At 55.5% G+C, this 24,972-nt stretch carries 22 protein-coding genes and 1 rRNA gene; 6 read left to right on the top strand and 17 right to left on the bottom strand.

Features of this window, described 5'->3' with window-relative positions; all coding sequences use genetic code 11:
- Positions 1-12: 12 nt before the first annotated feature.
- From panD to dksA, 10 genes are all read right to left on the bottom strand, one after another.
- Complete coding sequence (gene panD / locus LL947_RS01855) at positions 13-393, bottom strand: aspartate 1-decarboxylase (protein WP_290823249.1); 381 nt, start codon at positions 391-393, stop codon at positions 13-15.
- Positions 394-407: 14 nt separating this feature from the next.
- A complete protein-coding gene (panC, locus tag LL947_RS01860) occupies positions 408-1,325 on the bottom strand; it encodes a pantoate--beta-alanine ligase (protein WP_499833764.1) in 918 nt (305 codons plus the stop codon).
- 105 nt (positions 1,326-1,430) lie between these two features.
- The gene (panB, locus tag LL947_RS01865) at positions 1,431-2,222 is read right to left on the bottom strand and encodes a 3-methyl-2-oxobutanoate hydroxymethyltransferase (protein WP_290823247.1); all 792 of its coding nucleotides are present in this window, start codon (positions 2,220-2,222) and stop codon (positions 1,431-1,433) included.
- Between the two features lie 168 nt (positions 2,223-2,390).
- Positions 2,391-2,879, bottom strand: a complete 489-nt coding sequence (folK, locus tag LL947_RS01870) for a 2-amino-4-hydroxy-6-hydroxymethyldihydropteridine diphosphokinase (protein ID WP_499833765.1) — start codon at positions 2,877-2,879, stop codon at positions 2,391-2,393.
- Between the two features lie 19 nt (positions 2,880-2,898).
- The gene (pcnB, locus tag LL947_RS01875) at positions 2,899-4,311 is read right to left on the bottom strand and encodes a polynucleotide adenylyltransferase PcnB (RefSeq protein WP_499833766.1); all 1,413 of its coding nucleotides are present in this window, start codon (positions 4,309-4,311) and stop codon (positions 2,899-2,901) included.
- A 1,149-nt stretch (positions 4,312-5,460) separates the two neighbouring features.
- Positions 5,461-6,864 (bottom strand): sigma-54-dependent transcriptional regulator, encoded by a 1,404-nt coding sequence (locus LL947_RS01880; RefSeq protein WP_499833767.1) that lies wholly within the window; start codon positions 6,862-6,864, stop codon positions 5,461-5,463.
- The gene (locus LL947_RS01885) at positions 6,842-9,808 is read right to left on the bottom strand and encodes an ATP-binding protein (RefSeq protein WP_404415741.1); all 2,967 of its coding nucleotides are present in this window, start codon (positions 9,806-9,808) and stop codon (positions 6,842-6,844) included. Before LL947_RS01885 ends, LL947_RS01880 begins: the two co-directional genes overlap by 23 nt.
- A complete protein-coding gene (locus LL947_RS01890; protein ID WP_290823242.1) occupies positions 9,798-9,974 on the bottom strand; it encodes a hypothetical protein in 177 nt (58 codons plus the stop codon). Before LL947_RS01890 ends, LL947_RS01885 begins: the two co-directional genes overlap by 11 nt.
- A 20-nt stretch (positions 9,975-9,994) precedes the next feature.
- Complete coding sequence (gluQRS, locus tag LL947_RS01895) at positions 9,995-10,885, bottom strand: tRNA glutamyl-Q(34) synthetase GluQRS (protein WP_499834358.1); 891 nt, start codon at positions 10,883-10,885, stop codon at positions 9,995-9,997.
- A gap of 87 nt (positions 10,886-10,972) precedes the next feature.
- Complete coding sequence (dksA, locus tag LL947_RS01900) at positions 10,973-11,410, bottom strand: RNA polymerase-binding protein DksA (RefSeq protein WP_499833768.1); 438 nt, start codon at positions 11,408-11,410, stop codon at positions 10,973-10,975.
- 265 nt (positions 11,411-11,675) lie between these two features.
- Here dksA and LL947_RS01905 point away from each other — a divergent pair, with 265 nt between their 5' ends.
- Entirely contained in the window at positions 11,676-12,836 is a 1,161-nt protein-coding gene (locus tag LL947_RS01905) for an aminotransferase class I/II-fold pyridoxal phosphate-dependent enzyme (RefSeq protein ID WP_290823240.1), read from the top strand.
- A complete protein-coding gene (sfsA, locus tag LL947_RS01910; protein ID WP_499833769.1) occupies positions 12,833-13,570 on the top strand; it encodes a DNA/RNA nuclease SfsA in 738 nt (245 codons plus the stop codon). Before LL947_RS01905 ends, sfsA begins: the two co-directional genes overlap by 4 nt.
- Here the strand turns inward: sfsA and LL947_RS01915 are convergent.
- Genes LL947_RS01915 through LL947_RS01940 form a run of 6 tightly spaced genes read right to left on the bottom strand, consistent with a single transcriptional unit; the run spans position 13,555 to position 18,119 of the window.
- Positions 13,555-14,052: a DUF4426 domain-containing protein gene (locus LL947_RS01915; RefSeq protein WP_499833770.1), complete on the bottom strand. Its 498-nt coding sequence runs from the start codon at positions 14,050-14,052 to the stop codon at positions 13,555-13,557. The genes sfsA and LL947_RS01915 overlap by 16 nt on opposite strands.
- A gap of 19 nt (positions 14,053-14,071) precedes the next feature.
- The gene (gene metW / locus LL947_RS01920; protein WP_290823250.1) at positions 14,072-14,668 is read right to left on the bottom strand and encodes a methionine biosynthesis protein MetW; all 597 of its coding nucleotides are present in this window, start codon (positions 14,666-14,668) and stop codon (positions 14,072-14,074) included.
- Positions 14,668-15,861 (bottom strand): homoserine O-succinyltransferase MetX, encoded by a 1,194-nt coding sequence (metX, locus tag LL947_RS01925; RefSeq protein WP_499833771.1) that lies wholly within the window; start codon positions 15,859-15,861, stop codon positions 14,668-14,670. Before metX ends, metW begins: the two co-directional genes overlap by 1 nt.
- A 43-nt stretch (positions 15,862-15,904) precedes the next feature.
- Complete coding sequence (locus tag LL947_RS01930) at positions 15,905-16,498, bottom strand: YggT family protein (protein WP_499833772.1); 594 nt, start codon at positions 16,496-16,498, stop codon at positions 15,905-15,907.
- 38 nt (positions 16,499-16,536) lie between these two features.
- Entirely contained in the window at positions 16,537-17,361 is an 825-nt protein-coding gene (gene proC / locus LL947_RS01935; protein ID WP_404415751.1) for a pyrroline-5-carboxylate reductase, read from the bottom strand.
- A 53-nt stretch (positions 17,362-17,414) separates the two neighbouring features.
- Complete coding sequence (locus tag LL947_RS01940; protein ID WP_290823234.1) at positions 17,415-18,119, bottom strand: YggS family pyridoxal phosphate-dependent enzyme; 705 nt, start codon at positions 18,117-18,119, stop codon at positions 17,415-17,417.
- 32 nt (positions 18,120-18,151) lie between these two features.
- Here LL947_RS01940 and LL947_RS01945 point away from each other — a divergent pair, with 32 nt between their 5' ends.
- Complete coding sequence (locus tag LL947_RS01945; protein ID WP_290823233.1) at positions 18,152-19,186, top strand: type IV pilus twitching motility protein PilT; 1,035 nt, start codon at positions 18,152-18,154, stop codon at positions 19,184-19,186.
- A gap of 53 nt (positions 19,187-19,239) precedes the next feature.
- The gene (locus LL947_RS01950) at positions 19,240-20,397 is read left to right on the top strand and encodes a PilT/PilU family type 4a pilus ATPase (protein ID WP_404415757.1); all 1,158 of its coding nucleotides are present in this window, start codon (positions 19,240-19,242) and stop codon (positions 20,395-20,397) included.
- Positions 20,398-20,417: 20 nt separating this feature from the next.
- Here the strand turns inward: LL947_RS01950 and LL947_RS01955 are convergent, their stop codons facing one another.
- A complete protein-coding gene (locus LL947_RS01955) occupies positions 20,418-21,572 on the bottom strand; it encodes an anhydro-N-acetylmuramic acid kinase (RefSeq protein WP_499833773.1) in 1,155 nt (384 codons plus the stop codon).
- A 188-nt stretch (positions 21,573-21,760) separates the two neighbouring features.
- On the opposite strand from LL947_RS01955, the gene tyrS reads away from it, so the two are divergent.
- Complete coding sequence (gene tyrS / locus LL947_RS01960) at positions 21,761-22,960, top strand: tyrosine--tRNA ligase (RefSeq protein ID WP_499833774.1); 1,200 nt, start codon at positions 21,761-21,763, stop codon at positions 22,958-22,960.
- 459 nt (positions 22,961-23,419) lie between these two features.
- Positions 23,420-24,952, top strand: a 16S ribosomal RNA gene (locus LL947_RS01965).
- Positions 24,953-24,972: the final 20 nt, after the last annotated feature.

The following is a 24,972-nucleotide window of genomic DNA, read 5'->3' on the forward strand; positions in this document are numbered from 1 at the left end:
GCTCAGGCGCTATCAGGCCAGCTGAACCGGGATAGCATTACTGGTGTGGCTGACGTGATTGCCGTCCTGCAGATACACCAGGGCAGGCTGATGATTATCCAGTTCGGCCTCGCTGTAATGGGCGTAGCTGCAAATAATGATGCGATGACCAGGGCCAGCCAGATGCGCTGCAGCACCATTGATGGAAATCAGGCGTGAGCCTTCTTCACCGCGGATGGCATAAGTAGTGAAACGCTCACCATTTTCAACGTTATAGATCTGGATCTGTTCGTTTTCCCGGATGCCTGCCATATCGAGCAGGTTGCCGTCGATGGCACAGGAACCTTCGTAGTTCAAGACAGCATGGGTAACGCGTGCCATGTGGAGCTTGGCTTTAAGCATGATGGTATGCATGAGGGTATCCTCTGTTACCGCGCTGACGCCGTATCAGCGGCAGCGGAAGTTTCTGTTGGAGCAGGAAGCAAGACGTCAAGATTATCGATAAGCCGCGTACTGCCAAGTCTGGCTGCTGCAAGCAGAATAGCCTGGCGGGTGTTTGATTCAACAGGGCCCAGGGTACGATCACGCAATTCGAGGTAATCAAGCTCAAAGCCGGCATCATACAGCGCCTGACGCCCCTGTTGTAGTACCTGATGCTGATAATCGTCATCATGAGCGCTCACTTCAACCCCACTTGCCTCAAGTGCCTGGCGCATATCGCACAGTGTCTTGTAGAGCAGGGGGGCCTTGGCCCGGTGCTCCTTGCTCAGGTAAGCGTTACGTGAGGATAGTGCCAGGCCGTCGGCGGCTCTTACAATAGGCACGCCGATAATCTCTACTGGTATATGCAGGTCAGCGACCATCTTGCGAATGACCGCCAGTTGTTGATAATCCTTTTCGCCAAACAGGGCGATATCCGGCTGGACAAGATTGAACAGTACCATGACAACGGTGGACACGCCGTCAAAGTGGCCGGGGCGTGAGCTGCCGCAGAGACCCTCACTGACGCTGGGTACATGCACACGGGTCTGCTTCAGGGTGCCATTGGGATAAAGCGTTTCATTCAGGGGAGCAAACAGGACATCGCAGCCAGCGTCTTCGAGTGCTTGCTGGTCAGCTTCAAAGGTACGCGGGTAGGCGTCAAGGTCCTCATTGGGCCCAAACTGCATGGGGTTCACGAACAGGCTGGAAATGACCACATCACCCTGTTGGCGCGCCTTTTCAATCAGTGCCAGATGCCCTGCATGCAGATTACCCATGGTGGGTGCCAGGGCAATGCGCTGGCCCCTTTGACGGTATTCTGCCAAGGCATGTCGCAGTGCTGGTATATCGCGCAAGGTACGCATATCAACTCCGTCGCATTACAGCCAAGTCATCCCTCGTAACCCCAACACCGGTCTTTAAACCTGAAGGTACGATTATAGATGGATAACCGGCGATAAAAAATGGTTTCAGAAACAGTGCTCTGGGGCGGGGAAGGTGCGCTGTTTGACGGCTTGATGATAATGTTCGAAAGCCTCCTGGATATTGCCTGCCTCCGTCATGAAGTTTTTGACGAAGCGTGGGGTACGGCCATGGGTGATGCCAATTATATCATGCATGACAAGAATCTGACCGTCGGTTTCGGCTCCGGCACCTATCCCGATAACGGGGACATCCAGGGCCTGGGTAATGGCTTCACCCAACGCTGCGGGAACACATTCGAGGAGAATGACGGAAGCGCCTGCATCGACCAGGATCTGAGCGTCGTCAAGGATTTGCTGGGCTTGCGCAGTTTCGCGGCCCTGCACTTTGTAGCCCCCTAGCTGGTAGACGGTTTGAGGTGTCAGTCCAAGGTGGGCGCAAACGGGCACACCTCGCCGGGTGAGCTCACGTACGCCATCGGCCATCCAGGCTTCACCTTCAACCTTGACCAGTTCTGCGCCTGCGCGCATCAATGCCGCAGCATCTTCCAGCAATCGTTCTGTCGTTGAGTTGCTCATGAAGGGCAGATCTACCATCAGCAGGCTGTTACCCTTGCCACGTGCCGCGCAGCGCGTGTGGTAGCAGATATCTTCCAGTGTCACGGGAAGTGTACTCTGATGACCTTGAAGCACCATGCCCAATGAATCACCGACCAGCAGGACTTCAATACCGGCCTGGTTGGCGGCATGAGCGAAGGAAGCATCATAAGCGGTCAGGCAGCTGAACGTTTCGCCAGCGTTCTTGAACGCTTGCAGTGTGCTCAGGGTGACGGTTTTCATGGCGTGCTCTCGTTTTTTTGCATTCAGCCAGCGCGGTGCGCTGGTTAGGTTAACGCCTTGACAGGCATGTTCGTGACCAAGCCAGCAATTGTTACCTGAATAGGTCACGGCTGTCGAGGGCGCTTCAATATACCTGCAGTCAGCGTGCCACAGATAATCTATCTGTCGTCAGTTTAGCAGAATGACGCTGTCGCTTGCCGGCAAGGCACTTGACCAGCAGGAAAGCGGTTTTCCGTAAAGTGACAGCTGAGGAGCAATGTCTTTTAGCGGGTAGAGGACAAAACGACGAACGTGAATTTCTGGATGAGGTAGCCGTAAACGCGGATGGTCCAGATCCAGCTGATCAAACAGCAACAGATCCAGATCGAGCGTGCGAGGCCCCCAGCGTCTTTCACGTTGACGCCGGTGACGTTGCTCCAGTGCCTGAAGTTGGTCCAGCAAGGCCAGGGGCGATAGTTGCGTATCCACAGCCGCCACCGCATTGATGAAATCGTCCTGATCCTGTGGTCCTATGGGAGAGCTACAATATAGCGGCGAGGTCGACACCCGATGCGTCAAGGGCAGCTGGTTGAGCTCATCAATGGCTTGACGAACCTGCTCGACAGGCTGGTCGAGGTTACTGCCTAACCCGATATAGGCGCGTGAAAAATTGGACATCTCATGCTCTTGTCAGTTGTCAGGCATCGGTTTTAGGCTTGCGTCGCCGCTTGCGCTTTTTCCTGTTTCCGCTTCCTTGATCAGCTGGGTCGCTGCCAACTTTTTGCAGTAGTCGGCGCTGTTGATGTTCATCACCTTCCTGAAAGGTTGTCCACCAATCGCCTAGTCCAGCCGGTATTTCCCCCGCCTGTTCGCGTAATAGCAGTAGGTCGTAGGCGGCCCGGAAGCGTGGATGCTCTCGCGTCTGGAAGACACGCTTGCCACCCCGTTGTGAAAGACGCGCCTGCAACTCCCATATATCGCGCATTGGCATACCAAAGCGCTTTGGGATGGAGGTGTGCTGCAGCTGGCGTGAAATCACCTGCTGGGCGGCGGTCTGAAGAGCGGGAATGGACGGCATACCCTCATTTTCGAGTTGCTGCTGACGATGCGCCACAGGGGCCCACAGGAAAGCTGCTAGCAGGAAGGCAGGGGTTACCGGACGGCCTTCAGCAATACGTTTGTCGGTATTGGTCAGGGCTTGCTCAATCATGCGCTCAGCCCATGCCGCATCGGCCATGGCTTCTTCGGACTCAGGAAACAGCATGCCGAAAAGGTCATAATGGCTGAGCAGGCGAAAGGTCATCAGGCCTTGCCCCGCCATGAAAAGTTTGAGCACTTCGTCGAACAGGCGTGCTGGAGGAATCTGCAACAGCAGCGGGGCCAGTTCGTAAATCGGCGCTTCGGTGTCATCCGCCAGGGTAAAGTCAAGTTTTGCGGCAAAGCGTACCGCTCTCAACATCCGTACCGGGTCTTCCCGATAACGTGTTGCCGGATCACCGATCAGGCGCAGGGTGCGGGCTTCAATATCCTGCATGCCGTTGGCAAAATCATGGATACTGAAGTCTGCAATGCTGTAATACAGAGCGTTAACGGTAAAATCACGGCGCAGCGCGTCTTCTTCGATATTGCCCCAGACATTGTCTCTTAACAGCAAGCCGTCGTCAGATTGCTGAGCCAGGTGCTGTCCGTGCTCATCCTGGGGCTTGCCACGAAAGGTAGTGACTTCAATGACTTCACGCCCAAAGCGAACATGAACAATCCGAAACCGACGGCCGATCAGGCGTGAATTGCGAAACAGTCCGCGCACCTGTTCTGGCGTCGCATTGGTGGCAACATCGAAATCCTTGGGCATTTTTCCAAGCATGGCATCACGGATGCAGCCCCCCACCAGGTATGCTTCAAAGCCAGCACCGTCCAGGCGATAGAGAACTTTCAGTGCAGCCTCGCTAATATGCTGGCGAGACACAGGGTGCTCATCGCGAGGAATTATATGCGCCTGTGAGGTGGTAAGTGGCGGCGCTTGGGTGTCGTACAACGATTTCAAATGGACTCCCGGGTGGTTCAGGGAAGAGGTTAACCCTTCAGAATGAATGACAGTCAGCCTGATCATCAAGATCATCCCACCAGCGACTGATTGGAGTGAATGGACCACCGATAATGAGGAGCGATCCCAACAGCTTCACGGGGTGCAACTGTCAAACATCTGTAAGGCTTTGTTAGAAAGTCATTGAGTGTAGCCGACGCCTTGTGGCTTGCAAAGTGTCGGGCAGCGATGAATGCCAATTAGGGTCTGTTGACGTTTCATCGCGAACCGCGCCACCCGAAGGAACAGGGCCCTTTTGGCACAGCCCTGCGTTGCTCGACGGCATGATCAACATGCCTGTGTAACGCGGTGAAAGTGAGAGAAGGAGAAAACTGGATGCCAGTGTATAAGGTGCTGTCAGGTGTCCCAGAATGCAGAAAGGGAAGACCATTTGGCCTTCCCCTTTCAATAAGCACTTGGTGCGTGCCTTTCACCCGCATCCATGCGGCTATTTTTTTTCATGATGGCACATCGCCCTGAATACGCAACACAGTTAAAAGTGGTCATGAAACAACGATTGCCTAGGTTGTCAGACCCAACCGCCTCGTATTCAAAACAATAATCCAACCGCGATATTCTTTACCCAGCGTATTATTTTTGTTGATGCTGGGTCGTACGTATTGTCTGCTGAGTTGTTGTTATTCCAGACTACGTACATCGCGTCTAGTGTGAGCCACCTGCAATGATTTCTCATACATACATTGCCCGGTGTTGTTGTTATCGGGCGCTGTCCGTACAAACGTTGCAGGTTGCAATTTCTACCTGTTGTTTTTGTTAGTGTAGCGATTGCGTGCCCGGCCTGGATTGTTTTTGTTGTGGGTCGGGCAAGTGTGTAGTCAAACATTGTTGTTATTAGTGTCGACCCTCACACGGCTCTTTTCATCCGTTGTTCTTCTTGGCAATACTAGTTGCACTCACTGTGCCAGAGCGATTAAATTTATTTAAAAACAATATCTTATGATTTTTATGGTGGTAGGCTTCAGGGCTCACAATAGGCTGTGTTACTGGTTAAAGGCTATTTTTGTGCGCTGATTGTGTGGTGAGGTAACACCTCGGTGCAGGTTGGTGCCTGGATTGCATTTTGGGAGACAAGTGAAGTAGACCTTGGTCATATTTTGGGTGAGCCCCTTCAAACGCTGAATAAATAGTACTGATATCTCCCGGGCTTTTTAGGTCTTACTCAGAGCGGCGCAAGGATTTTTTGCGTGGGATACCCAAGCGCTGGCGGCGTTCCCAAAGGCTCTTGCGGCTGATGCCAAGTTTTTGAGCCAGCTCGGTTTCACTCATCTGGTCCTGATGCTCGAGCACAAAATGCTGAAAATAATCTTCCAGTGACAGGTCACTTTCGGCATTCGGGCCCTTGCTGTCTTCTTCTGGCGTATCTGATGGCGTATTTGATGGCGGATGGGGTGGCGAGATGGCGGTGGTTCGCGGTGAGAAAGGGGCAAGGCCAAGGTCATCAGGGTGAATCAGGTGACCTTCAGCCAGAATGACGCCGCGTTCCAGAGCATTTTCAAGCTCACGGACGTTGCCAGGCCACGGGTAGTCGCGCAAATCCTGCCGTGCCGCACGGGAAAGCCGCAGACCCTGGCGATTATGCCGCTGGCAAGTCTTATCGAGCAGGATGTCAGCGATTTTCAGAATATCGTCATCGCGCTCTCGCAGTGGCGGCAGGGCAATCTGCATGACATTGAGCCGGTAGTAAAGGTCAAGCCTGAACTCTCCACTTTTCGATAGCGCACGCAGGTCGCGGTGCGTAGCCGCAATCAGGCGTACATCGACATGGCGGGTTTCCACAGAACCAATCTTGCGAATTTCCCCTTCCTGCAGGACTCGAAGTAAGCGCGCTTGAGCATCCAGGGGCAACTCACCGATTTCATCCAGAAAAAGGGTGCCGCCATGAGCGGCTTCCACCAGGCCGGTGCGTGCTGCACTGGCGCCGGTAAAAGCGCCTTTTTCGTGGCCGAACAGCTCGGATTCAATCAGTGTTTCTGGAATCGCGGCACAATTAACGCAAATGAGGGCGGCTTTTGCGCGCTTGCTCTGTTGGTGAATGGCGCGAGCCACCAACTCTTTGCCGGTGCCGGATTCGCCCTGAATCAGCACGCTAACATCGGCAGGCGCGGTTTTCCGGATGCGGGTATAGACTTGTTGCATGGCATCGCAGTTACCCACCATGATCTGGCGGCCGCCACCTTCATCAGTAATATCCGGTGCCGGGCTTTGACGTATCGATTGCTGATGCAGGATGCGCGAAACGGTCTCTAGCAGCTCAGCATGGTCGAATGGCTTGGCAACATAGTCGACGGCGCCCTGTTTAAGCGATTCGATTGCCGAGCGCATGCTGGCATAGCTGGTCATGATCACGACGGGCACTGGGTTGGCGCGCGCTATCAGGGCCGTTCCGGGCTCCCCCGGCAGGCGCAGGTCGCTAATGATCAGGTTGTAATCAAGCAGTTCCATGTCATGGCACGCTTCAACGCTGGCCGCTTCAGTGACGTCATAATCATTGCGCTCCAGTAAACGCTTGAGAGCGCTGCGTATAATAGCTTCATCCTCAACAATCAGAATTCTGGGCATGGGGCTTCACATCATCCTGTGGGTAAAGTGGTAGCCATAGGGTAATGGCTGTGCCGCAAGTGTGTCCGGGGGGCGGGGACGCAACATCGATCCTGCCCTGATGCTCACTGATAATCTGGTAAGCCAGTGACAACCCCAGCCCGGTACCTTTGCCGGCCGGTTTGGTAGTAGTAAAGGGCTCGAAAAGACGGTCGCTGATGGAAGGGTCAATGCCGCTGCCATCATCGCGTACCTGCCACCAGGCGCGCTGTTCGGAAATGCCAGCACTCATCTGCACCTGTCCATCTGGCTGGCAGGCATCCCGGGCATTGTTCAGCAGGTTGACGATGACCTGAGTGAGCCGTTGGCCATCCCCACACACGACAATGTCATCCGGGCAAGTATTGAAAAAGCGGACATCGTCGTTGCTGCGGGCCAAATAGACCAGATTGAGTGCATCCTCACTGATCACCGAAAGGCTGACCGGTTCGCAGGGCATTGGCAAGGCCTGATGGCCACCGTGGGCAAAGCCGACCAGCGTATTGACGATTCGAGTGACTCTCTGGGTCAGTTGCTGGATATGATCGGCGGTTTCCAGCAGGGCAGGATCCTCCGTGTCATAGCGTAAATTCTGTGCCAGCGATGAAATACCGGTAATCGGGTTGCCGATTTCATGCGCCACGCCTGCGGCCAGCTGTCCGATGGACGCCAGGCGTGCGGCATGTACCAACTCATCTTCCAGACGTTTCATTTCACTGTGATCTTCAATCAGCACGACGCTGCCACCGCGGCTGTCATAGCCGCTTAATTGCGCCGTGTGCAAGGTCAGGAAGTAGTCTTGACCATGCAGGTGAGCGGGCTCTTTGTAAAGCGGTGAAGACGCACTGTGTAGTGCCTTGCCAAGCAAGGTTGACCAGGGCGGCGGCAAGCTGTCCAGACGCGAGCCGATGACGCTGTCGCCATTGATACCGGAAAGCTCAGTAAGCGCGTTATTCCACATCAAGAGCTCTCCATCATCACCAAAGACGCAAAGCCCTACAGGCAAGTAAGCCAGGGTCTGGCGGTGATGCCGACGCAGCCCATCGAGCTCCCGAGCCAAACCGGTCAGCCGAGAGCGGTAGGCTTCCAGACGGCTCTCGACGAAATGGATGTCGTCGGTCGCCGGAAGTTCGTCATGACGGTAAGGCAGGTAGCGGTCGACGATATCTCTTGCCACTGAAGGCCCCATCAAACCAGAAAGGTTGGCCTGGATGCGGTCGCGCAGGCGCCTCAATGCGTAAGGACGACGCTCCTGAGAGTCAAGATTGAGCGCTTTGAGTGCGCGGTCAACTTCGCGGCCGGCCGCCTCGTCGCCCAGCGCCTGAGCCAGGTGGAGGGTGAAATCCGTCACCGTTACGGCCTCCAGCGGCATGCGTTTGGAACGAATCACGGCATCGACTGAGCAGGCTTCAGCGGCAGATTTTTCTCCATCAGAGGTGCGGCTGAAAAGCGAGACACAAATCAGCAACAGAATGTTGACCGATAGGGATAACAGGGTAATCTGGTACCAAAGTGGTGCATCAGCAGGCGTTAGCGGCGTAAACGGCAGGCTTGGCAAGGGAAGATCGATAAACAGGGGCAACCATAATCCCCATAGCCAGATGCCCGTCCCTACCAACAGGCCGGTAATGACGCCATTGCGATTGGCCCCGGGCCAATATAGCAGAGCGAGCATGCCAGGTAGACACTGGGCCATGCCAACAAAGGCGGCTAGCCCCAAGGTTGAAAGATCCGGCTGGTGGCTGACGCTTTGATAGAACAGCCAGCCGCTGATGATAACGCCAATGATCAGGGCTCGGCGTAGCCAGCGTAACCAGCCATAAAGATCCGTTCGCGCTTCAGGTGGGCGTGCCACCAGCACGATATGGTTGAGCACCATGCCAGAGAGTGCCAGGGCAATAATAATCATGGTGCCGCTGGCAGCGGCTAGCCCGCCGATAAAAGCCAGCACCAGTACCCCGCTGTGCTCACTGACCATGTAAATGGCATAGGCGGGAAGAGCAATGGGCATCTCGGCGCGTGATTGGGCGGCCCACCAGATGACCGGCACGGGAAGCGCCATCAGCAGCAGAAACAAGGGGAGTGTCCAGCTGGCCTGTAGCAGGGTTTGACGTGACAGCCCCTCGGCAAAGGTAATATGAAAAAGATGCGGCATCAGGAAGGCCGCGGCGAAAAACAATAGCAGAAAGGTGCGCCATTGGGCTGCTTCAAGTTTAGGGGTCTGCTCCTGCAGCGCCTGGCCATCGTTAGCCAACCAGTGTTGCACATGCTGCGGCCCGTCGAAAACACCCCATAAAGCGACGCCTCCCACTACCAGTATGGCTGTCAGCTTGACAATCGACTCCAGTGCGATGGTCGCCAGCAGTGTGTCGTGGCGGGCATGCTGATCGCTGTGACGGGCGCCGAAAAAAACCGCAAAAGCGGCTATCATCAGGCAGAAAACCAGGGCGATACCGGAGCCTTGATGGCTGGCGGTCAGCACATCTATGCCATCGCCCAGGGCCTTGACCTGTATCCCCAGCAGAGGCAGCACGGCGAGCAGACTGACCAGGGTTACCAGGGTGCCAACCCAGCGCGAACGAAAGCGAAAAGCAAACAGATCAGCCAGTGAGGCAAGCTGATAGGTGCGGGTAATACGCTGAATGGGCACCAGCAGCACTGGCGCGAGCAGAAAGGCACCGGCGGCGCCCAGATAGTAAGCGAGATAACCAAACCCGGCATGAGCAGCCAGTTCCAGACTGCCATAAAATGCCCAGGCGCTGGCGTATACACCGAGGGCAAGGGTGTAAATAACCGGATGGCGCAACAGTCGCACGGGAATCCAACCGCGTTCGGCTGCCGTACCACACACAAACAGCAGCGCCAGATAGCCGATGCCCAAGAAGAGTAGCAGTGAAGCATTCAGCGGTATTGGTTCAACGTTCATCCAGCTTCCTTTTCTGTTCCAGCCAGATGGTCAAGGCAATCAGGCTACCCCATATCAGGAAGGGACGGTACCAGGCGATATCCGGGTTTCCCCAGCCATTCATCAGCAGAGGCGACAGTAGATAGCCGCCAAACACCAGAAACAGCACTATGCGATAAACGTACACGGCGACTCCTTGAGCGCGGGCTAGCAGGCGAAGCGGTGCGGCTCAGCCTTCAGTCTAGCCACTTGCCAGTGCTCAATAGCCCAGGCCAGCTGCTCGCTGACGGTGGCGTTGACCAGCTTGGCGGGCGGTGACTGATCGAGTAGTTGCAGCGCCTTGAACAGCTGCTGTCGAACAGCAGTGGTGTTGTTAGCCAGCGCCGGTGCCAGGTTCTGCTTGGAAAGTTTCTGTCCTTCGCGGGTCACGACCAGCGGCAGGTGCAGGTAACGCGGTTGCGGGTAGCCCAGTGCTGTCTGCAGTTGACGCTGCCATGGCGTGTTGTCGAGCAGGTCGATGCCCCTTACCACATCAGTGATACCCTGATGAGCATCATCAACCACGACGGCTAGCTGGTAGGCCCATAAGCCATCCTTACGTTGTAGCACGACATCACCGTATTCTTCCGGGTCGTGGGTTTGTGAACCAAAGAGGCGGTCCTGCCAGTTGACCGGACGCTGGCCAAGGTCACTGCGCAGGCGCCAGGCGACGGGTTGTCCAGGCGCCTGTAAAGCGTTTCGGCACCAGCCTGGATAAATGGCATGGTCACGCCACTGTTTACGCGAGCAGCTGCAGGGGTAGGCTAACCCCTGAGCTTTCAGACGTTCCAGTGCCTGAGCATAAGCCTCGCTTCGTTGATGTTGCCAACATACATCACCATCCCAATGCAGGCCAAAAGCCTCCAGTTGATGGAGGATGGTATCTGCCGCACCGGGCGGGCAGCGAGGCGGGTCAATATCTTCAATCCGTACCCGCCACTCCCCTTGGCTGGCGCGGGCGTCCAGATAGCTACCCAGCGCTGCTACCAGTGACCCCAGGTGCAAGGGGCCAGACGGAGTCGGCGCAAAACGGCCGCGGTAGGTGGTGTGTGAAGGCATGGGCATGGTGTTGCCTTTGCTGATGGCGGGTCAACAAACAAAAACGGGCACCTTGTGCAGGTGCCCGCCAATCGTGCGGTGTTGGCATTAGCCGCCGAGCTGCTTTTCCTTGAGTTCAGCCAGCGTCTTGCAGTCGACGCACAGCGTCGCTGTGGGGCGAGCTTCGAGACGCCGAATACCAATTTCAACCCCACAGGCCTCACAGAAGCCATAATCATCTTCATCAATCTTCTCGAGCGTTTCGTTGATCTTTTTCAACAGCTTGCGCTCACGATCCCGGGTACGTAGCTCCAGGCTGAAGCCTTCTTCCTGAGTGGCGCGATCCGCGGGGTCGGCATAGTTATTGGCGTCTTCCTGCAGGTGGCGCACTGTACGGTCCACCTCCTCCATTAAATCCTGCTTCCAGTCGAGCAAAAGCTGACGGAAGTGCTCTAACTGTTGATCGTTCATATACTCTTCACCCGCTTGTGATTCGTACGGGATGAATGATTTGGACGCTTCCGCTTTCTTTTCCGCTACTGGCATGGGATTGCCCCCTAGATAAATGACTACCAAAATGATGGCTGATCTACCATCCGCGAGGTAATGATCGCGTGCCAAAAGGATGTTTGTTTAGCTGAAATATTCAATTTTTGCAAGCATAATACCCTCTTTTATACGATTGTTTAACCAATAACCGCCTGGTGACAGGTCCCATTATCGCTTTCATGATTGAGCCCGTGGTCGGACCAGACAGACTCTTTCAATGAGAACGACGCTGATAGGGTGTAGCGGTAAGAAAGGAGTCAGTATGGTATGGAATTCGCGCGTCGCCAAGGTCGCCCCTTTTCGAGTGATGCACCTTCTGGAAATGGCCCAGGCACGCGAGGCAAGCGGGTATGATGTGATTCATCTGGAAGTCGGCGAACCTGACTTTCCTTCACCTGACCCGGTGATGACGGCCGGGCAGTCGGCGCTGTCAGCAGGGCACACGCGCTATACGCCGGCCGCGGGCCTGCCAGCCCTGCGCGAGGCCATCGCACAGCATTACAAGCACCATTTTCAGGCAGATGTGGAACCATCACGGATTCTGATTACGCCAGGTGCCTCAGGAGCGCTGCTGCTGGCCAGCCAGCTGTTGGTTGAGGCCGGTGACCGGGTGTTGATGGCAGACCCTAATTACCCTTGTAACCGGCATTTCATGGCCTTGGCGGGCGCCGAGGTAGACACTGTGCCCGTGGGGCGCGAAACAGGCTGGCAGCTGGACGCGAGCCTTGTGGCGGCTCACTGGCAGCCGTCTACCCGGCTGGCCATGCTGGCTTCTCCTTCTAACCCGACGGGCCACACGCTGAACGCTGACGCCTTGCAAGCCGTGCAGCAAGCGGTAAGACAGCGGGAAGGCCGTCTGGTGGTTGATGAGATTTACCAGGGGCTGAATTACGATGATGCGCCGCTCTCTGCGTTATCACTCGGCGATGACGCTTTTGTGGTCAACAGCTTTTCCAAATATTTTGGCATGACGGGTTGGCGCCTGGGCTGGCTGGTAGCACCGGAAGAGGCTGTTGAGCCCTTGACGCGGCTGGCTCAGAATATTTTTCTGGCCGCGTCGACGCCTGCTCAACATGCTGCGCTGGCCGCCTTTACGCCTGAATGCCGCGAGATTCTAGAAGACCGTCGTCAGATCCTGAAAAAGCGTCGGGATGTGCTCTTGGCGGGCTTGAGTAACTTGGGACTCGCACCGGACATGCCGCCTCAAGGCGCATTTTATCTATGGCTGGATATTTCGCGCTATAGCCGTGACAGCCAGGCGTTCTGTGAGCAGTTGTTGATGGAAGAGAATGTGGCCATCACGCCGGGCATTGATTTTGCGGTGCAAGGGGGTGAGCAGTTCGTGCGCATTGCCTTCACAACTGACGTGGCGCGTCTCGAAGACGCTATTGAGCGGATTTCACGCTTTGTGAGCCGCCTGTGAGCGTCCATTATCCCCCCTTGGTGGCAGGCACACTACAGCGGCGCTACAAGCGTTTTCTGGCGGATATCAAGCTGGATGATGGCCGTGAGGTGGTCGCGCACTGCCCGAATACTGGCTCAATGAAGGCGGTGAATGTGCCGGGCGCCAGGGTCTGGTTATCACCTAGCAACAATCCGTCACGCAAGCTGGGCTGGACCTGGGAATTGATCGAGTTGCCACAGCCAGATGGCAGCGTTGCTCTGGCATCCGTGCATACCGGTCGTGCCAACAGGATTGTGCAAGCGGCTCTTGAAGCGCAGCAGATCGCGCCTCTTGCAGGTTTTGACACCTTGCACCGTGAGGTCAAGGTGGACGAGGCGCGCCTTGATTTCATGCTCGAGGATGCCGGCGGCAAGCGCACCTGGATAGAGGTCAAGCAGGTCACCCTCAAGGAAAACGACGGCCACGGTTATTTTCCTGACGCCGTCAGCACGCGCGGGCTAAAACACCTGCATACGCTGGCCAGGCTGGCGGAAAGCGGCGAACGTGCAGTGCTGCTGTTTTGTATTGCCCATGAAGGCATCAAGGATGTCGCCGCTGCTGCGCATATTGACGCGGGCTATGCGGCGGCACTTGAAACTGCCTTGGCCAGGGGCGTCGAGGTATTGGCCTATGGTGTTGAGTTTGAACGCGATGATCAAACGCCCGCCGCCGTGAGCCTCAAGCGGGCGCTGGTGTTTCAGCGTTCAATATAGAACCGTTCTACAAAGCTGATCGTTTCCGGCTCGGCATTGCGGTCATAACGTACATCAAGAGCAAATCGCATGGGCTCGTCATGGCGTAGCGTGAAGGTTGATATCTGATTAATCGTATCGTTTTCACGCACGGTTCTGAACTGCATTGTTTCCTCATCGCTGCCGGAAAGCTCGCCCACACTGCCATCAATGTTGGCGCTGACCGGAACGGTGCTACCGTCTTCCTGCTCCTCCAGGACGCTGACATTGACCAGCCCCAGCCCTACGCTGCGCTGAATACCATACGCCTGGGCCACCTCGGGGGAGAGAAAATCCGTGCTGATGGCGCTGTAGTGAATCTGATAGTCACCCACCTGAGCGTATTGTTGTGCGAAGGCGACGGTGGCGCCCAGGCTCAGACCGCTTACCAGAAGGCTTCCCAGTACAACCTGCTTGAGGCGGTGTGCGCTTGATAACGCTGGGTTGAAGGTTTTATCGAGCATGGCTGTGTGTCTCCCGTGATCAAGAACGACGACGAACGCGGAAAATGGCAATTTCCCCAAACAGGTTAGGCCATAATCGCGATGTCCAGTGGCCGCGGTGGTCGCCCACGCCAACGGCGCGGTCAACGATCATCAGACCCTTGTCGCGGCACAGGTGTTCAAAGTCGTTGAACGTTGACAGGTGGATATTGGGCGTATCATACCAGGCATGCGGCAGTGACTTGGATACTGGCATATAGCCGCGTAAGCCAAGATGAACCCGATGACGCCAGTAAGCGAAATTGGGAAAGGTGATGATGCCTTCCTCAGCGACGCGGAGCATTTCGTCGAGCATTTTATCCGGGCGGCGCAGCGCCTGAAGCGCCTGGGTCATGATCACCAGGTCATAGCTGTTAGCGCTAAAGCTGCTTAGCCCATCGTCAAGATTGTGCTCGATGACGCTCACACCACGGCTGATGCAGCGGGTAATACCGTCCGGGTCGATTTCAAGTCCGTACCCACTGACATTTTTATCCCGGGCTAAAGCCTCCAGCAGTGTGCCGTCGCCACAGGCCAGATCCAGCACATGAGCATTGTCGGGAACCCAGTCGTAAATGATGTCCAGGTCGGCGCGCATCATTGAGTTACCTCATCATTGGCGGACATGACCCCTGCCTCTGTGGCTGCGCGCTGCATGAAAGCGCTGAACACCGCATGATAGCGATCATCCGGCAACAGGAAAGCATCATGGCCATAGGGCGAATCGATATTCGCATAGCTGACGGGTTTGCCCGCCTGAATAAGGGCATCTACCAGCTCCCGCGAACGAGAAGGCGGGAAGCGCCAGTCGCTGGTAAAGCTCATCACCAGAAACGGGCATTGCGCCGGTGCCAGAGCCTGGGCCAGGTTGCCGGCGTAACATGCTGCCGGGTCAAAATAGTCCAACGCCTTGGTCATCAGCAGGTAAGTGTTGGCATCAAAGGTGGTCGAGAAGGTATCCCCTTGATAACGCAGATAGGACTCCACCTGAAACTCAACGTCAAAGCCAAAATTAAGGTCATCGGTCCGCAGGTCACGCCCGAACTTGCTGCCCATGGCATCTTCAGAAAGATAGGTGATATGACCGACCATGCGCGCTAGCTTGAGCCCGCGCTTGGGGAGGGTCTGGTGCTCACTGTACCAGCCAGCATGGAAATCCGGGTCTGAGCGGATTGCCTGGCGGGCGACTTCGTTAAAGGCAATATTCTGGGCGGATAGCCGTGGCGTTGCGGCAATCACCACCGCGTTGGCGATACGTTCCGGAAATGCCATGCTCCATTGGAGTACCTGCATGCCACCCAGGCTGCCGCCTACCGCCACTGCCCAGCGCTTGATCCCCAGGCGGTCAGCCAGCCGGGCCTGGCTGTTGACCCAGTCACTGACCGTCACCATGGGGAAGTCGGGTCCCCATAGGCGACCGGTGTCACTGTTATGGCTCAGCGGGCCTGTGCTGCCGTGACAGCCTCCGAGATTATTGAGTGATACAACAAAAAAGTGGTTGGTATCAATCGACTTGCCAGGACCAATGTGGGCATCCCACCAACCGGGTTTGCGTTCTTCGTCGTGATGATACCCGGCCGCGTGATGATGGCCGGAAAGCGCATGGCAAATCAGGACGGCATTGCTGCGATCGGCATTCAGGCTGCCGTAGGTTTCATATACCAGGTCAAACTCAGGCAGCACTTTCCCACACGCCAGAGCAAGTGGCTTATCAAAATGCGCCACCTGAGGCGTTATAATGCCAACGGAATCCGCAGGAAGCGGGTCACTAAGACGGTGCGACTCAGGCATGAAGAACATTACCCCGGGTGTTCGAAAAAAAATGTTGAATGAATCACAGCCCAACCAGGGCGCCGGACATGCCTGCTGCTCTTACCAGCGCCCCTACTACCAAGCCATCGATCAGATTGATGGCAATAAACACCACAATTGGCGACAGGTCGATCATACCAAGGGGCGGGATAACATTGCGCACTGGCGCCATGATGGGCTCGACCAGTTGAATCACCAGCATTGCGCCGGGGTGGCTGGCATTGGGGGCGACCCAGCTGAGAATGATCATGATGATCAGAGCAAAGAAATAAATCTTCAGGATGGCATTAGCGATAGCGGCAACACCGGCAATCAGCAAGCCAACAATCGGTGGAATGCCTACACCGACCAGCATAAAGATAATGACCATGCTGACGACCTTCAGAGTGAAGCCAGCAGCCAGGGTGGCCAGGTCGAAGCGTCCGGCCACCGGACCAAGAAAGCCCTGGAATATACCCACCACGGGCTGGGTTATCTTGACCACGGATTGACTCATCGGATTGTAATAATCCGCCTGCGAGGCTTGCAGCAAAAAACGCAGCATCAGGATAAACAGATAAATATTGATCAGTGAGTTGACCAACATCAAGCCAGCACTGCCTATGGAATTGCCCATTGAAGATCTCCGTAATTTAAATCGACGTAAAGTGTTGGTTAATCGGCGCTAAGCTCTCTGGACATAGCTTGAGCACGGTCTGCGCAGGCTTGCATGGCATCTGCAATCGTTTTACGCAGTTCGGCATCTTCCATGTGCTGGATAGCGCGCTCGGTTGTGCCGCCAGGTGACATGACATTCTGTTTCAGAGTAGCCGGCGTAGCGTCGCTTCGTTGTGCCATGGTGGCTGCCCCCAATGCTGTCTGGATAGCCAGCCGACGCGCAGTATCCGCAGGCAGCCCCAGCTTGACAGCTGCTTCTTCCATGGCTTCAAACATCAGGAAAAAGTAAGCCGGAGCACTACCGGAAACCGCTGTCACCGCTTCTATCAGTGCTTCATCTTCGACCCATTCGACAATGCCTACGGCTTCCATTAACTGGGTAGCCGTGTCGCGCTGTGCCGATGTTACCGCCTGGTTGGCAAACAGGCCGCTGGCGCCGTAGCCCACCAGTGAAGGCGTATTGGGCATGCAACGCACAACCGCATGGTCACCGCCCAGCCATTGATTGATGGTTTCGGCATCAAGGCCTGCGGCGATGGAGATAATCAGCGGTCGCTGTTGCAGGGCAGTGTCCTGCATGGCCAGGCAGACGTCGCGCATGATTTGCGGTTTGACTGCAAGCACGACCACATCGGCATTGCGAATGGCCGTGTTGTTATCTGTCTCGGTGCTTACGCCAAAACGCTGGCTGACAGGTCGCAGCATATCCTCAGAGGGCGATGTTGCGGTAATGCTGTCCGGGGCAATGCCGCTGTCGATCAGGCCGCCGATAATAGCGCTGGCCATATTGCCAGCGCCGATAAAAGTGATCTTGGTCGCCATGAAAATTCCTGTTGTTAAGTGTGTGGCTTAGCAGCAATCGCGTTGGTCAAGCTTTAGCGTTTGTCGCGCGCGCCAAAAATAGCGGTGCCAAGGCGTACCTGAGTCGCGCCTTCAAGAATAGCCGCTTCGAGGTCATCACTCATGCCCATCGAAAGTGTATCCAGTGGCACATCCGGCAGGTCGGCTTTGAGGCGTTCAAAGGCTTCCCGTAATGCCGCCAGAGGTTGACGCTGCGCCTCCAGCGTATCGGCTGGCGCTGGAATGGCCATCAAACCCCGCAGTCTAAGGTGAGGCAGGCGGGCAATCTCAGCGGCCAATTCGTCCAATGCGCTCGGCAATACGCCAGATTTCGTTTCTTCGGCACTGATATTAACCTGAAGACAAATGTTAAGCGGCGCACTATCGTGGGGGCGTTGTTCATTGAGGCGCTTGGCAATTTTCAAGCGGTCAACGCTGTGCACCCAGTCAAAGCTTTCCGCCACGGCTCGGGTTTTATTCGACTGTAACGGGCCGATAAAATGCCATTCAATGTCAGCCAGGTCAGTGAGTTCAGCCTGTTTATCGAGAGCTTCCTGCAGGTAGTTTTCTCCGAACGCCTGTTGACCTGCCGCATACGCCTGGCGAATCATGCTGGCTGGCTTTGTTTTGCTCACTGCCAGCAAGGTAGCATCAGTGGTCGGGCGTCCCGCATCGATGAGCGCCTTCTCCAGGCGATGACGTGCCCGTGTGAGCGATTCAGAAAGCGCATTGTCTGTCATACTCAATTTCCTTACCGCAGCTGGGAAGAAAGATGGATATTACCGAACTGCTGGCATTCTCGGCAAAACAGAATGCCTCTGACCTGCATCTGTCGTCTGGTCTTCCGCCCATGATACGCGTTGACGGCGATATTCGCCGGCTCAATGTGCCTGCCATGGAAAACAAGGAAGTCCGCGCCCTGATCTACGACATTATGGGCGATCGCCAGCGGCGTGACTACGAAGAGCACCTGGAAGTGGATTTTTCATTCGAAGTGCCGGGGATTGCGCGCTTCAGGGTTAACGCCTTTAATCACGCCAGGGGGGCTGGTGCCGTGTTCCGCACCATTCCAAGCGACGTATTGTCCATGGAAACGCTGGGACTGGGCGAAGTCTTTGAACGCCTGGCCATGCTGCCACGTGGGCTGGTGCTGGTGACAGGCCCCACTGGCTCGGGCAAAAGCACCACACTGGCAGCGATGATTGACTACGTTAACAATCACCGATACGAGCATATCCTGACGATCGAGGATCCGGTGGAGTTTGTGCATACCAGCAAGCGTTGCCTGATCAATCAGCGTGAAGTCCACCGTGACACCCATAGCTTTGCAGATGCCTTGCGAAGTGCCTTGCGCGAAGACCCGGATGTCATCCTGGTCGGCGAGTTGCGCGATCTTGAAACGATTCGTCTGGCCCTGACGGCCGCTGAAACCGGGCATCTCGTTTTTGGTACCCTGCATACCACGTCGGCGGCGAAGACGATTGACCGTATAGTCGATGTCTTCCCCGGCGAGGAAAAATCCATGGTGCGTTCAATGCTCTCCGAATCCCTTCAGGCGGTAGTCTCTCAGACGCTGCTCAAGCGAGAGGGAGGCGGGCGTGTGGCCGCTCATGAAATCCTGATCGCCACCTCGGCTATTCGTAATCTCATCCGCGAAGACAAGATTGCGCAGATCTACTCGGCCATGCAAACCAGCGGGGGGTTGGGAATGCAAACTCTGGATGCCTCACTAAAACAGTTGGTGAAAGAAGGTCTGGTCACTCGGGAAGATGCCCAGTCGCGTGCCAAGGGCGAGCTTTCCCTCTGAGGGTGCTTGATGCGCACCAGCAAGCAGTCAACGGCAGGTTTTAGGAGGATGTGATGAGCCAAAGCGTGACGCCCACAGAATGGTTACACCAGCTGCTGGATATCATGGTCGAACAGCAGGCGTCGGACCTCCTGGTGTCCGTGGGTGCGCCACCCAGCCTGAAAACGCCTGACGGTCTGGTGCCGCTTGGCCAGCAGGGCCTGAATGACCATCAGGTAAGGGAGTTGGTGATGCATACCCTTCCTGAAGGCCTGCGCTCGCGTTTTCAGCAGGAGCGTGAAGCCAATTTTGCGCTGAGCATTGAAGATAAAGGCCGCTTCAGGGTCAGCGCCTTCCAGCAGCGCAACCAGTTGGCAATGGTGGTGCGGCGCATCAGCCATGAAATTCCCAAGCTTGAACAGTTGGGCATGCCAGCAATGCTGGCCTCCCTGGCACAGGAGAATCGCGGCCTGGTACTGGTGGTCGGCGGGACCGGTACGGGCAAGTCGACGACCCTGGCGGCCATGATCCAGCAGCGCAATGAAACACTGGGTGGACACATAATCAGCGTTGAAGATCCGATCGAGTATCTCCACCCCCACAAGCGGGCGATTATCAATCAGCGCGAAGTCGGGATTGATACTGAATCCTTTGAAGTTGCCCTGAAGAACACCTTGCGTCAGGCGCCTGATGTGATTTTGATTGGTGAGATTCGCACGCGAGAAACCATGGAGCATGCGCTGACGTTTGCCGAGACAGGTCATTTATGCCTGGCGACCTTGCACGCTAACAATGCTAACCAGGCGCTGGAGCGGATTATCCACTTTTTCCCTCATGAACGTCACGAACAGATCTGGATGGACTTGTCGCTTAATCTGAAGGCGGTGGTGGCACAGCAGTTGCTACCTGATCAAGCTGGCGGTCGCTCGGCCGCTGTAGAGATCATGCTGCGCTCGCCACGCATTGCCGACCTGATCAGTAAAGGTGACGTGGGCGAGATCAAGTCTGCTATGGCGAAATCCCGTGATGATGGTATGCAGACGTTTGATCAGGCACTTTTTGATCTTTTCAATGCGGGTAAGGTCAGTGCTGACGTTGCGCTGGCGCATGCCGATTCTGCCAATGACTTACGCATGATGATGAAATTCGGTGGTGCCGATAGTAAAGCGGCCACTGGCCTGGAAAGCAGGGTGCCCAGTGGATTGGCATTGCGTGATGAAGACGATTATTGACCCGGGTGAGCAGGGGAAGATTAAGGCGCGTAGATGCCGCCCAGTACGCGAGGGCCTGCAGCGCCCGTTACGCTGGGCAGGTTACCTGGGAAGTGATACAAGCGTCGATATGCCAGCCAGGCAAATGCGCCCGCTTCAATCCAGTCTGCTGGCCAGCCCCATGCGTCAGGCGTCGCCAAGGTCGCTTGAGGCAGGTTGTCAGCAATACGCCTGCACAGGTCACCATTGTGCGCACCACCCCCGGCAACTATCAGCCTGAACGGCTGATGCCGGGCAAGTTGTTGAATACCCTCAGCCACACTTCTTGCGGTCAGCTCAGCCAGGGTGGTTTGCACGTCTTGAGCGAGCTCTTGGCCGGTCAGATGACTTTCCAGCCAGGGCAAATGAAACCGCTCACGCCCAGTGCTTCGTGGGGGTGGCTGATGAAAAAAGGGTTCACTCAATAAGCGCGCCAGAAGCAATGGGTCAACGTCGCCACCACTCGCCCAATGGCCGTCACGGTCAAACAGTGCATCAATATGGTGACGCTGATACCAGGCGTCCAGAAGTACATTGGCCGGCCCGGTGTCGAAGCCCAGGGGCATACTATTGCCAGCGGGTAGCCAGGTAACATTGGCAAAGCCACCCAGATTAAGGACTGCATGAGGTTGGTGTTCACCCTGGAACAACGCCTGGTGAAACGCTGGCGCCAGAGGGGCTGCCTGTCCGCCAGCGGCTAGATCACGCCGGCGGAAATCGGCAACGACGGTACACCCTGTCAGTTCAGCCAGCAGGCTTGGGTTATCCAGTTGCAGGGTATAGGCCGGACCCGCGTTGTGGCCGCCTGGCGCATGTTCAATGGTCTGGCCGTGGCTGCCTATGGCACTGATGGCGTCATCATCAAGCTGCGCGGCTGTCAATAAGTCTTTGACTGCCCTGGCCTGTAGTTCACAAAAAGCCTGCTCTGCAGACGCCAGCTGAGAAAACAGAGCGTGGTCACTATGGCATAGTGTCAACAACTGCTCGCGCAAGTTGGCAGGGATGGCCAGGGCACAGGTAGCGACCAGCCGAGGGAAGGCACTGGGCGTGATTTCAATCAATGCGGCATCAATGCTGTCCAGGCTGGTGCCCGACATTAAACCGATATAGTGCTGTGGCAAGCCTTGCTGCAAAGAGTGCTGTGGTGAAAGGTGCATGGGGCATCCCTGTGATTCAGTCAAGTGGCTACACGCTACGAAACAATGTTGATGCCCGTTGCCGGTAAATTGCCGGGTTATCCGTTTGCAAAAGCTCAACCCCGTAGAATGATCATGATAACATTATCCATTATTGATCAGTTTAGCGTCCTGCATGGGCGATTCGAGTCTAACGGAGAGAAGAGGCAATGAGTGAGGTGGATCAGGCGCTGGCATTGTTGTCGCGCGGTACGCATGAAATTCTGGTAGAAGATGAGCTTATACAAAAGCTTGCTTCTGGACGCAAACTGCGTATCAAAGCCGGATTTGACCCCACCGCGCCTGATCTGCACTTGGGGCACAGCGTCTTACTGACCAAGATGCGTCAGTTTCAGGATCTCGGCCATACGGTTATTTTTCTGATTGGTGATTTCACCGGACGTATTGGTGACCCCACGGGTAAGAATGTCACCCGCAAGCCACTGACCGAAGCAGATGTAAAGACCAATGCTGAAACCTACAAGGAGCAGGTTTTCAAGATTCTTGACCCCGAGAAAACCGAAGTACGCTTTAATGCCGAGTGGTTTGGTGAGCTAACTGCCGCCAAGATGATTGAGCTGGCGGCGCAAAGTACGGTGGCACGCATGCTTGAACGCGACGATTTTGAGAAGCGCTACCGGGCCAATCAGTCAATTGCCATTCACGAGTTTCTTTATCCGCTTGTTCAAGGGTATGACTCTGTGGCTCTGGAAGCTGATGTCGAACTCGGGGGGACTGATCAGAAGTTCAATCTGCTGATGGGGCGGGAAATACAAAAGCATTTTGGTCAGGAGCCGCAGGTAGTCATCACCATGCCGTTGCTCGAGGGGCTGGATGGCGTACAGAAAATGTCCAAGTCGTTGGATAACTATGTGGGCGTCGATGAAGCACCGGGTGCCATGTTCAATAAACTGGTGTCGATGCCCGATAGTTTGATGTGGCGCTATTTTGATCTTCTCTCCTTAAAATCCAATGAAGAAATCGATGCTCTCAGACAGAGCGCCGAACAGGGTGGTAATCCGCGTGATATCAAGATGGAGCTGGCACGTGAGCTGATTGCCCGTTACCACGGTGATGAGGCGGCGGCTAACGCACATAAATCTGCGGGCAACCAGTTGGCGGAGGGTGAACTGCCAGCCGACCTGCCTGAAGTAGAAGTGGATTTTGGTGGTGGTGAGCAAGCCCCTATTGCCGCCGTTCTTAATCGCTCTGGTCTGACCAAGAACAGCGCCCAGGCCAAAGACATGCTGAAAAACGGCAGTGTCAAAGTCGACGGTGACGTCGTTGCCCAGGATACGATGCTGGCAACAGGTAACGCTTACGTTGTCCAGGCGGGCAAGAAACGTTACGCCCGCGTGACACTTGCCTGAACTTTTTTTTAAAATCTTTTTTATTGGCGCTTGCCTTACTGCAGTAAAATACGTAAAGTACGCATCCGCTGCCGGGGACGCTCACTGTCACCTGCGGTGGATGAAGGTAAAACCTTCGGTTTGTCAATAAGTTAGCGAGTGGTGGTAATAAAGCACGCTGGCGAATTCGCTGAAATCAGCCGTTGACAAACACACAGGAATCCGTAGAATATGTCTTCCTCGCTGAGGCAAGCCAATCAGGTCATCGACTGGCAAGGCAGTATCGCCGCCTCGCGAAAAGCTCTTTAACAATTTGATCAGGTAATTCATGTGGGCGCTTGCCGATGAGGGTGATAAATCACCCATTATCAAGGCAAGCGGTCATGGCAATGTAAATTGAAATGAATTCGTTTGACCCTTGAGCCAAGTTTGATGCGCTTCTGTTGCCCCAGGGTGACAGGTAAGCATCACAATGATTTTAAACTGAAGAGTTTGATCATGGCTCAGATTGAACGCTGGCGGCAGGCCTAACACATGCAAGTCGAGCGGTAACAGATCCAGCTTGCTGGATGCTGACGAGCGGCGGACGGGTGAGTAACGCATAGGAATTTACCCGATAGTGGGGGATAACCTGGGGAAACTCAGGCTAATACCGCATACGTCCTACGGGAGAAAGGGGGCCTTGGCTCCCGCTATCGGATGAGCCTATGCCGGATTAGCTGGTTGGTGAGGTAATGGCTCACCAAGGCGACGATCCGTAGCTGGTCTGAGAGGATGATCAGCCACATCGGGACTGAGACACGGCCCGAACTCCTACGGGAGGCAGCAGTGGGGAATATTGGACAATGGGGGCAACCCTGATCCAGCCATGCCGCGTGTGTGAAGAAGGCCCTCGGGTTGTAAAGCACTTTCAGCGAGGAAGAACGCCTGGCGGTTAATACCCGCCAGGAAAGACATCACTCGCAGAAGAAGCACCGGCTAACTCCGTGCCAGCAGCCGCGGTAATACGGAGGGTGCAAGCGTTAATCGGAATTACTGGGCGTAAAGCGCGCGTAGGTGGCTTGATAAGCCGGTTGTGAAAGCCCCGGGCTCAACCTGGGAACGGCATCCGGAACTGTCAGGCTAGAGTGCAGGAGAGGAAGGTAGAATTCCCGGTGTAGCGGTGAAATGCGTAGAGATCGGGAGGAATACCAGTGGCGAAGGCGGCCTTCTGGACTGACACTGACACTGAGGTGCGAAAGCGTGGGTAGCAAACAGGATTAGATACCCTGGTAGTCCACGCCGTAAACGATGTCGACCAGCCGTTGGGTGCCTAGCGCACTTTGTGGCGAAGTTAACGCGATAAGTCGACCGCCTGGGGAGTACGGCCGCAAGGTTAAAACTCAAATGAATTGACGGGGGCCCGCACAAGCGGTGGAGCATGTGGTTTAATTCGATGCAACGCGAAGAACCTTACCTACTCTTGACATCCTGCGAACTTGGTAGAGATACCTTGGTGCCTTCGGGAGCGCAGAGACAGGTGCTGCATGGCTGTCGTCAGCTCGTGTTGTGAAATGTTGGGTTAAGTCCCGTAACGAGCGCAACCCTTGTCCTTATTTGCCAGCACGTAATGGTGGGAACTCTAAGGAGACTGCCGGTGACAAACCGGAGGAAGGTGGGGACGACGTCAAGTCATCATGGCCCTTACGAGTAGGGCTACACACGTGCTACAATGGCCGGTACAAAGGGTTGCGAACTCGCGAGAGTCAGCGAATCCCTTAAAGCCGGTCTCAGTCCGGATCGGAGTCTGCAACTCGACTCCGTGAAGTCGGAATCGCTAGTAATCGTGCATCAGAATGGCACGGTGAATACGTTCCCGGGCCTTGTACACACCGCCCGTCACACCATGGGAGTGGACTGCACCAGAAGTGGTTAGCCTAACGCAAGAGGGCGATCACCACGGTGTGGTTCATGACTGGGGTGAAGTCGTAACAAGGTAGCCGTAGGGGAACCTGCGGCTGGATCACCTCCTTAAACGATGCATCATCCCTCGC

This window comes from Halomonas sp. BLK-85 (assembly GCF_044792155.1).
GTDB lineage: Bacteria > Pseudomonadota > Gammaproteobacteria > Pseudomonadales > Halomonadaceae > Vreelandella.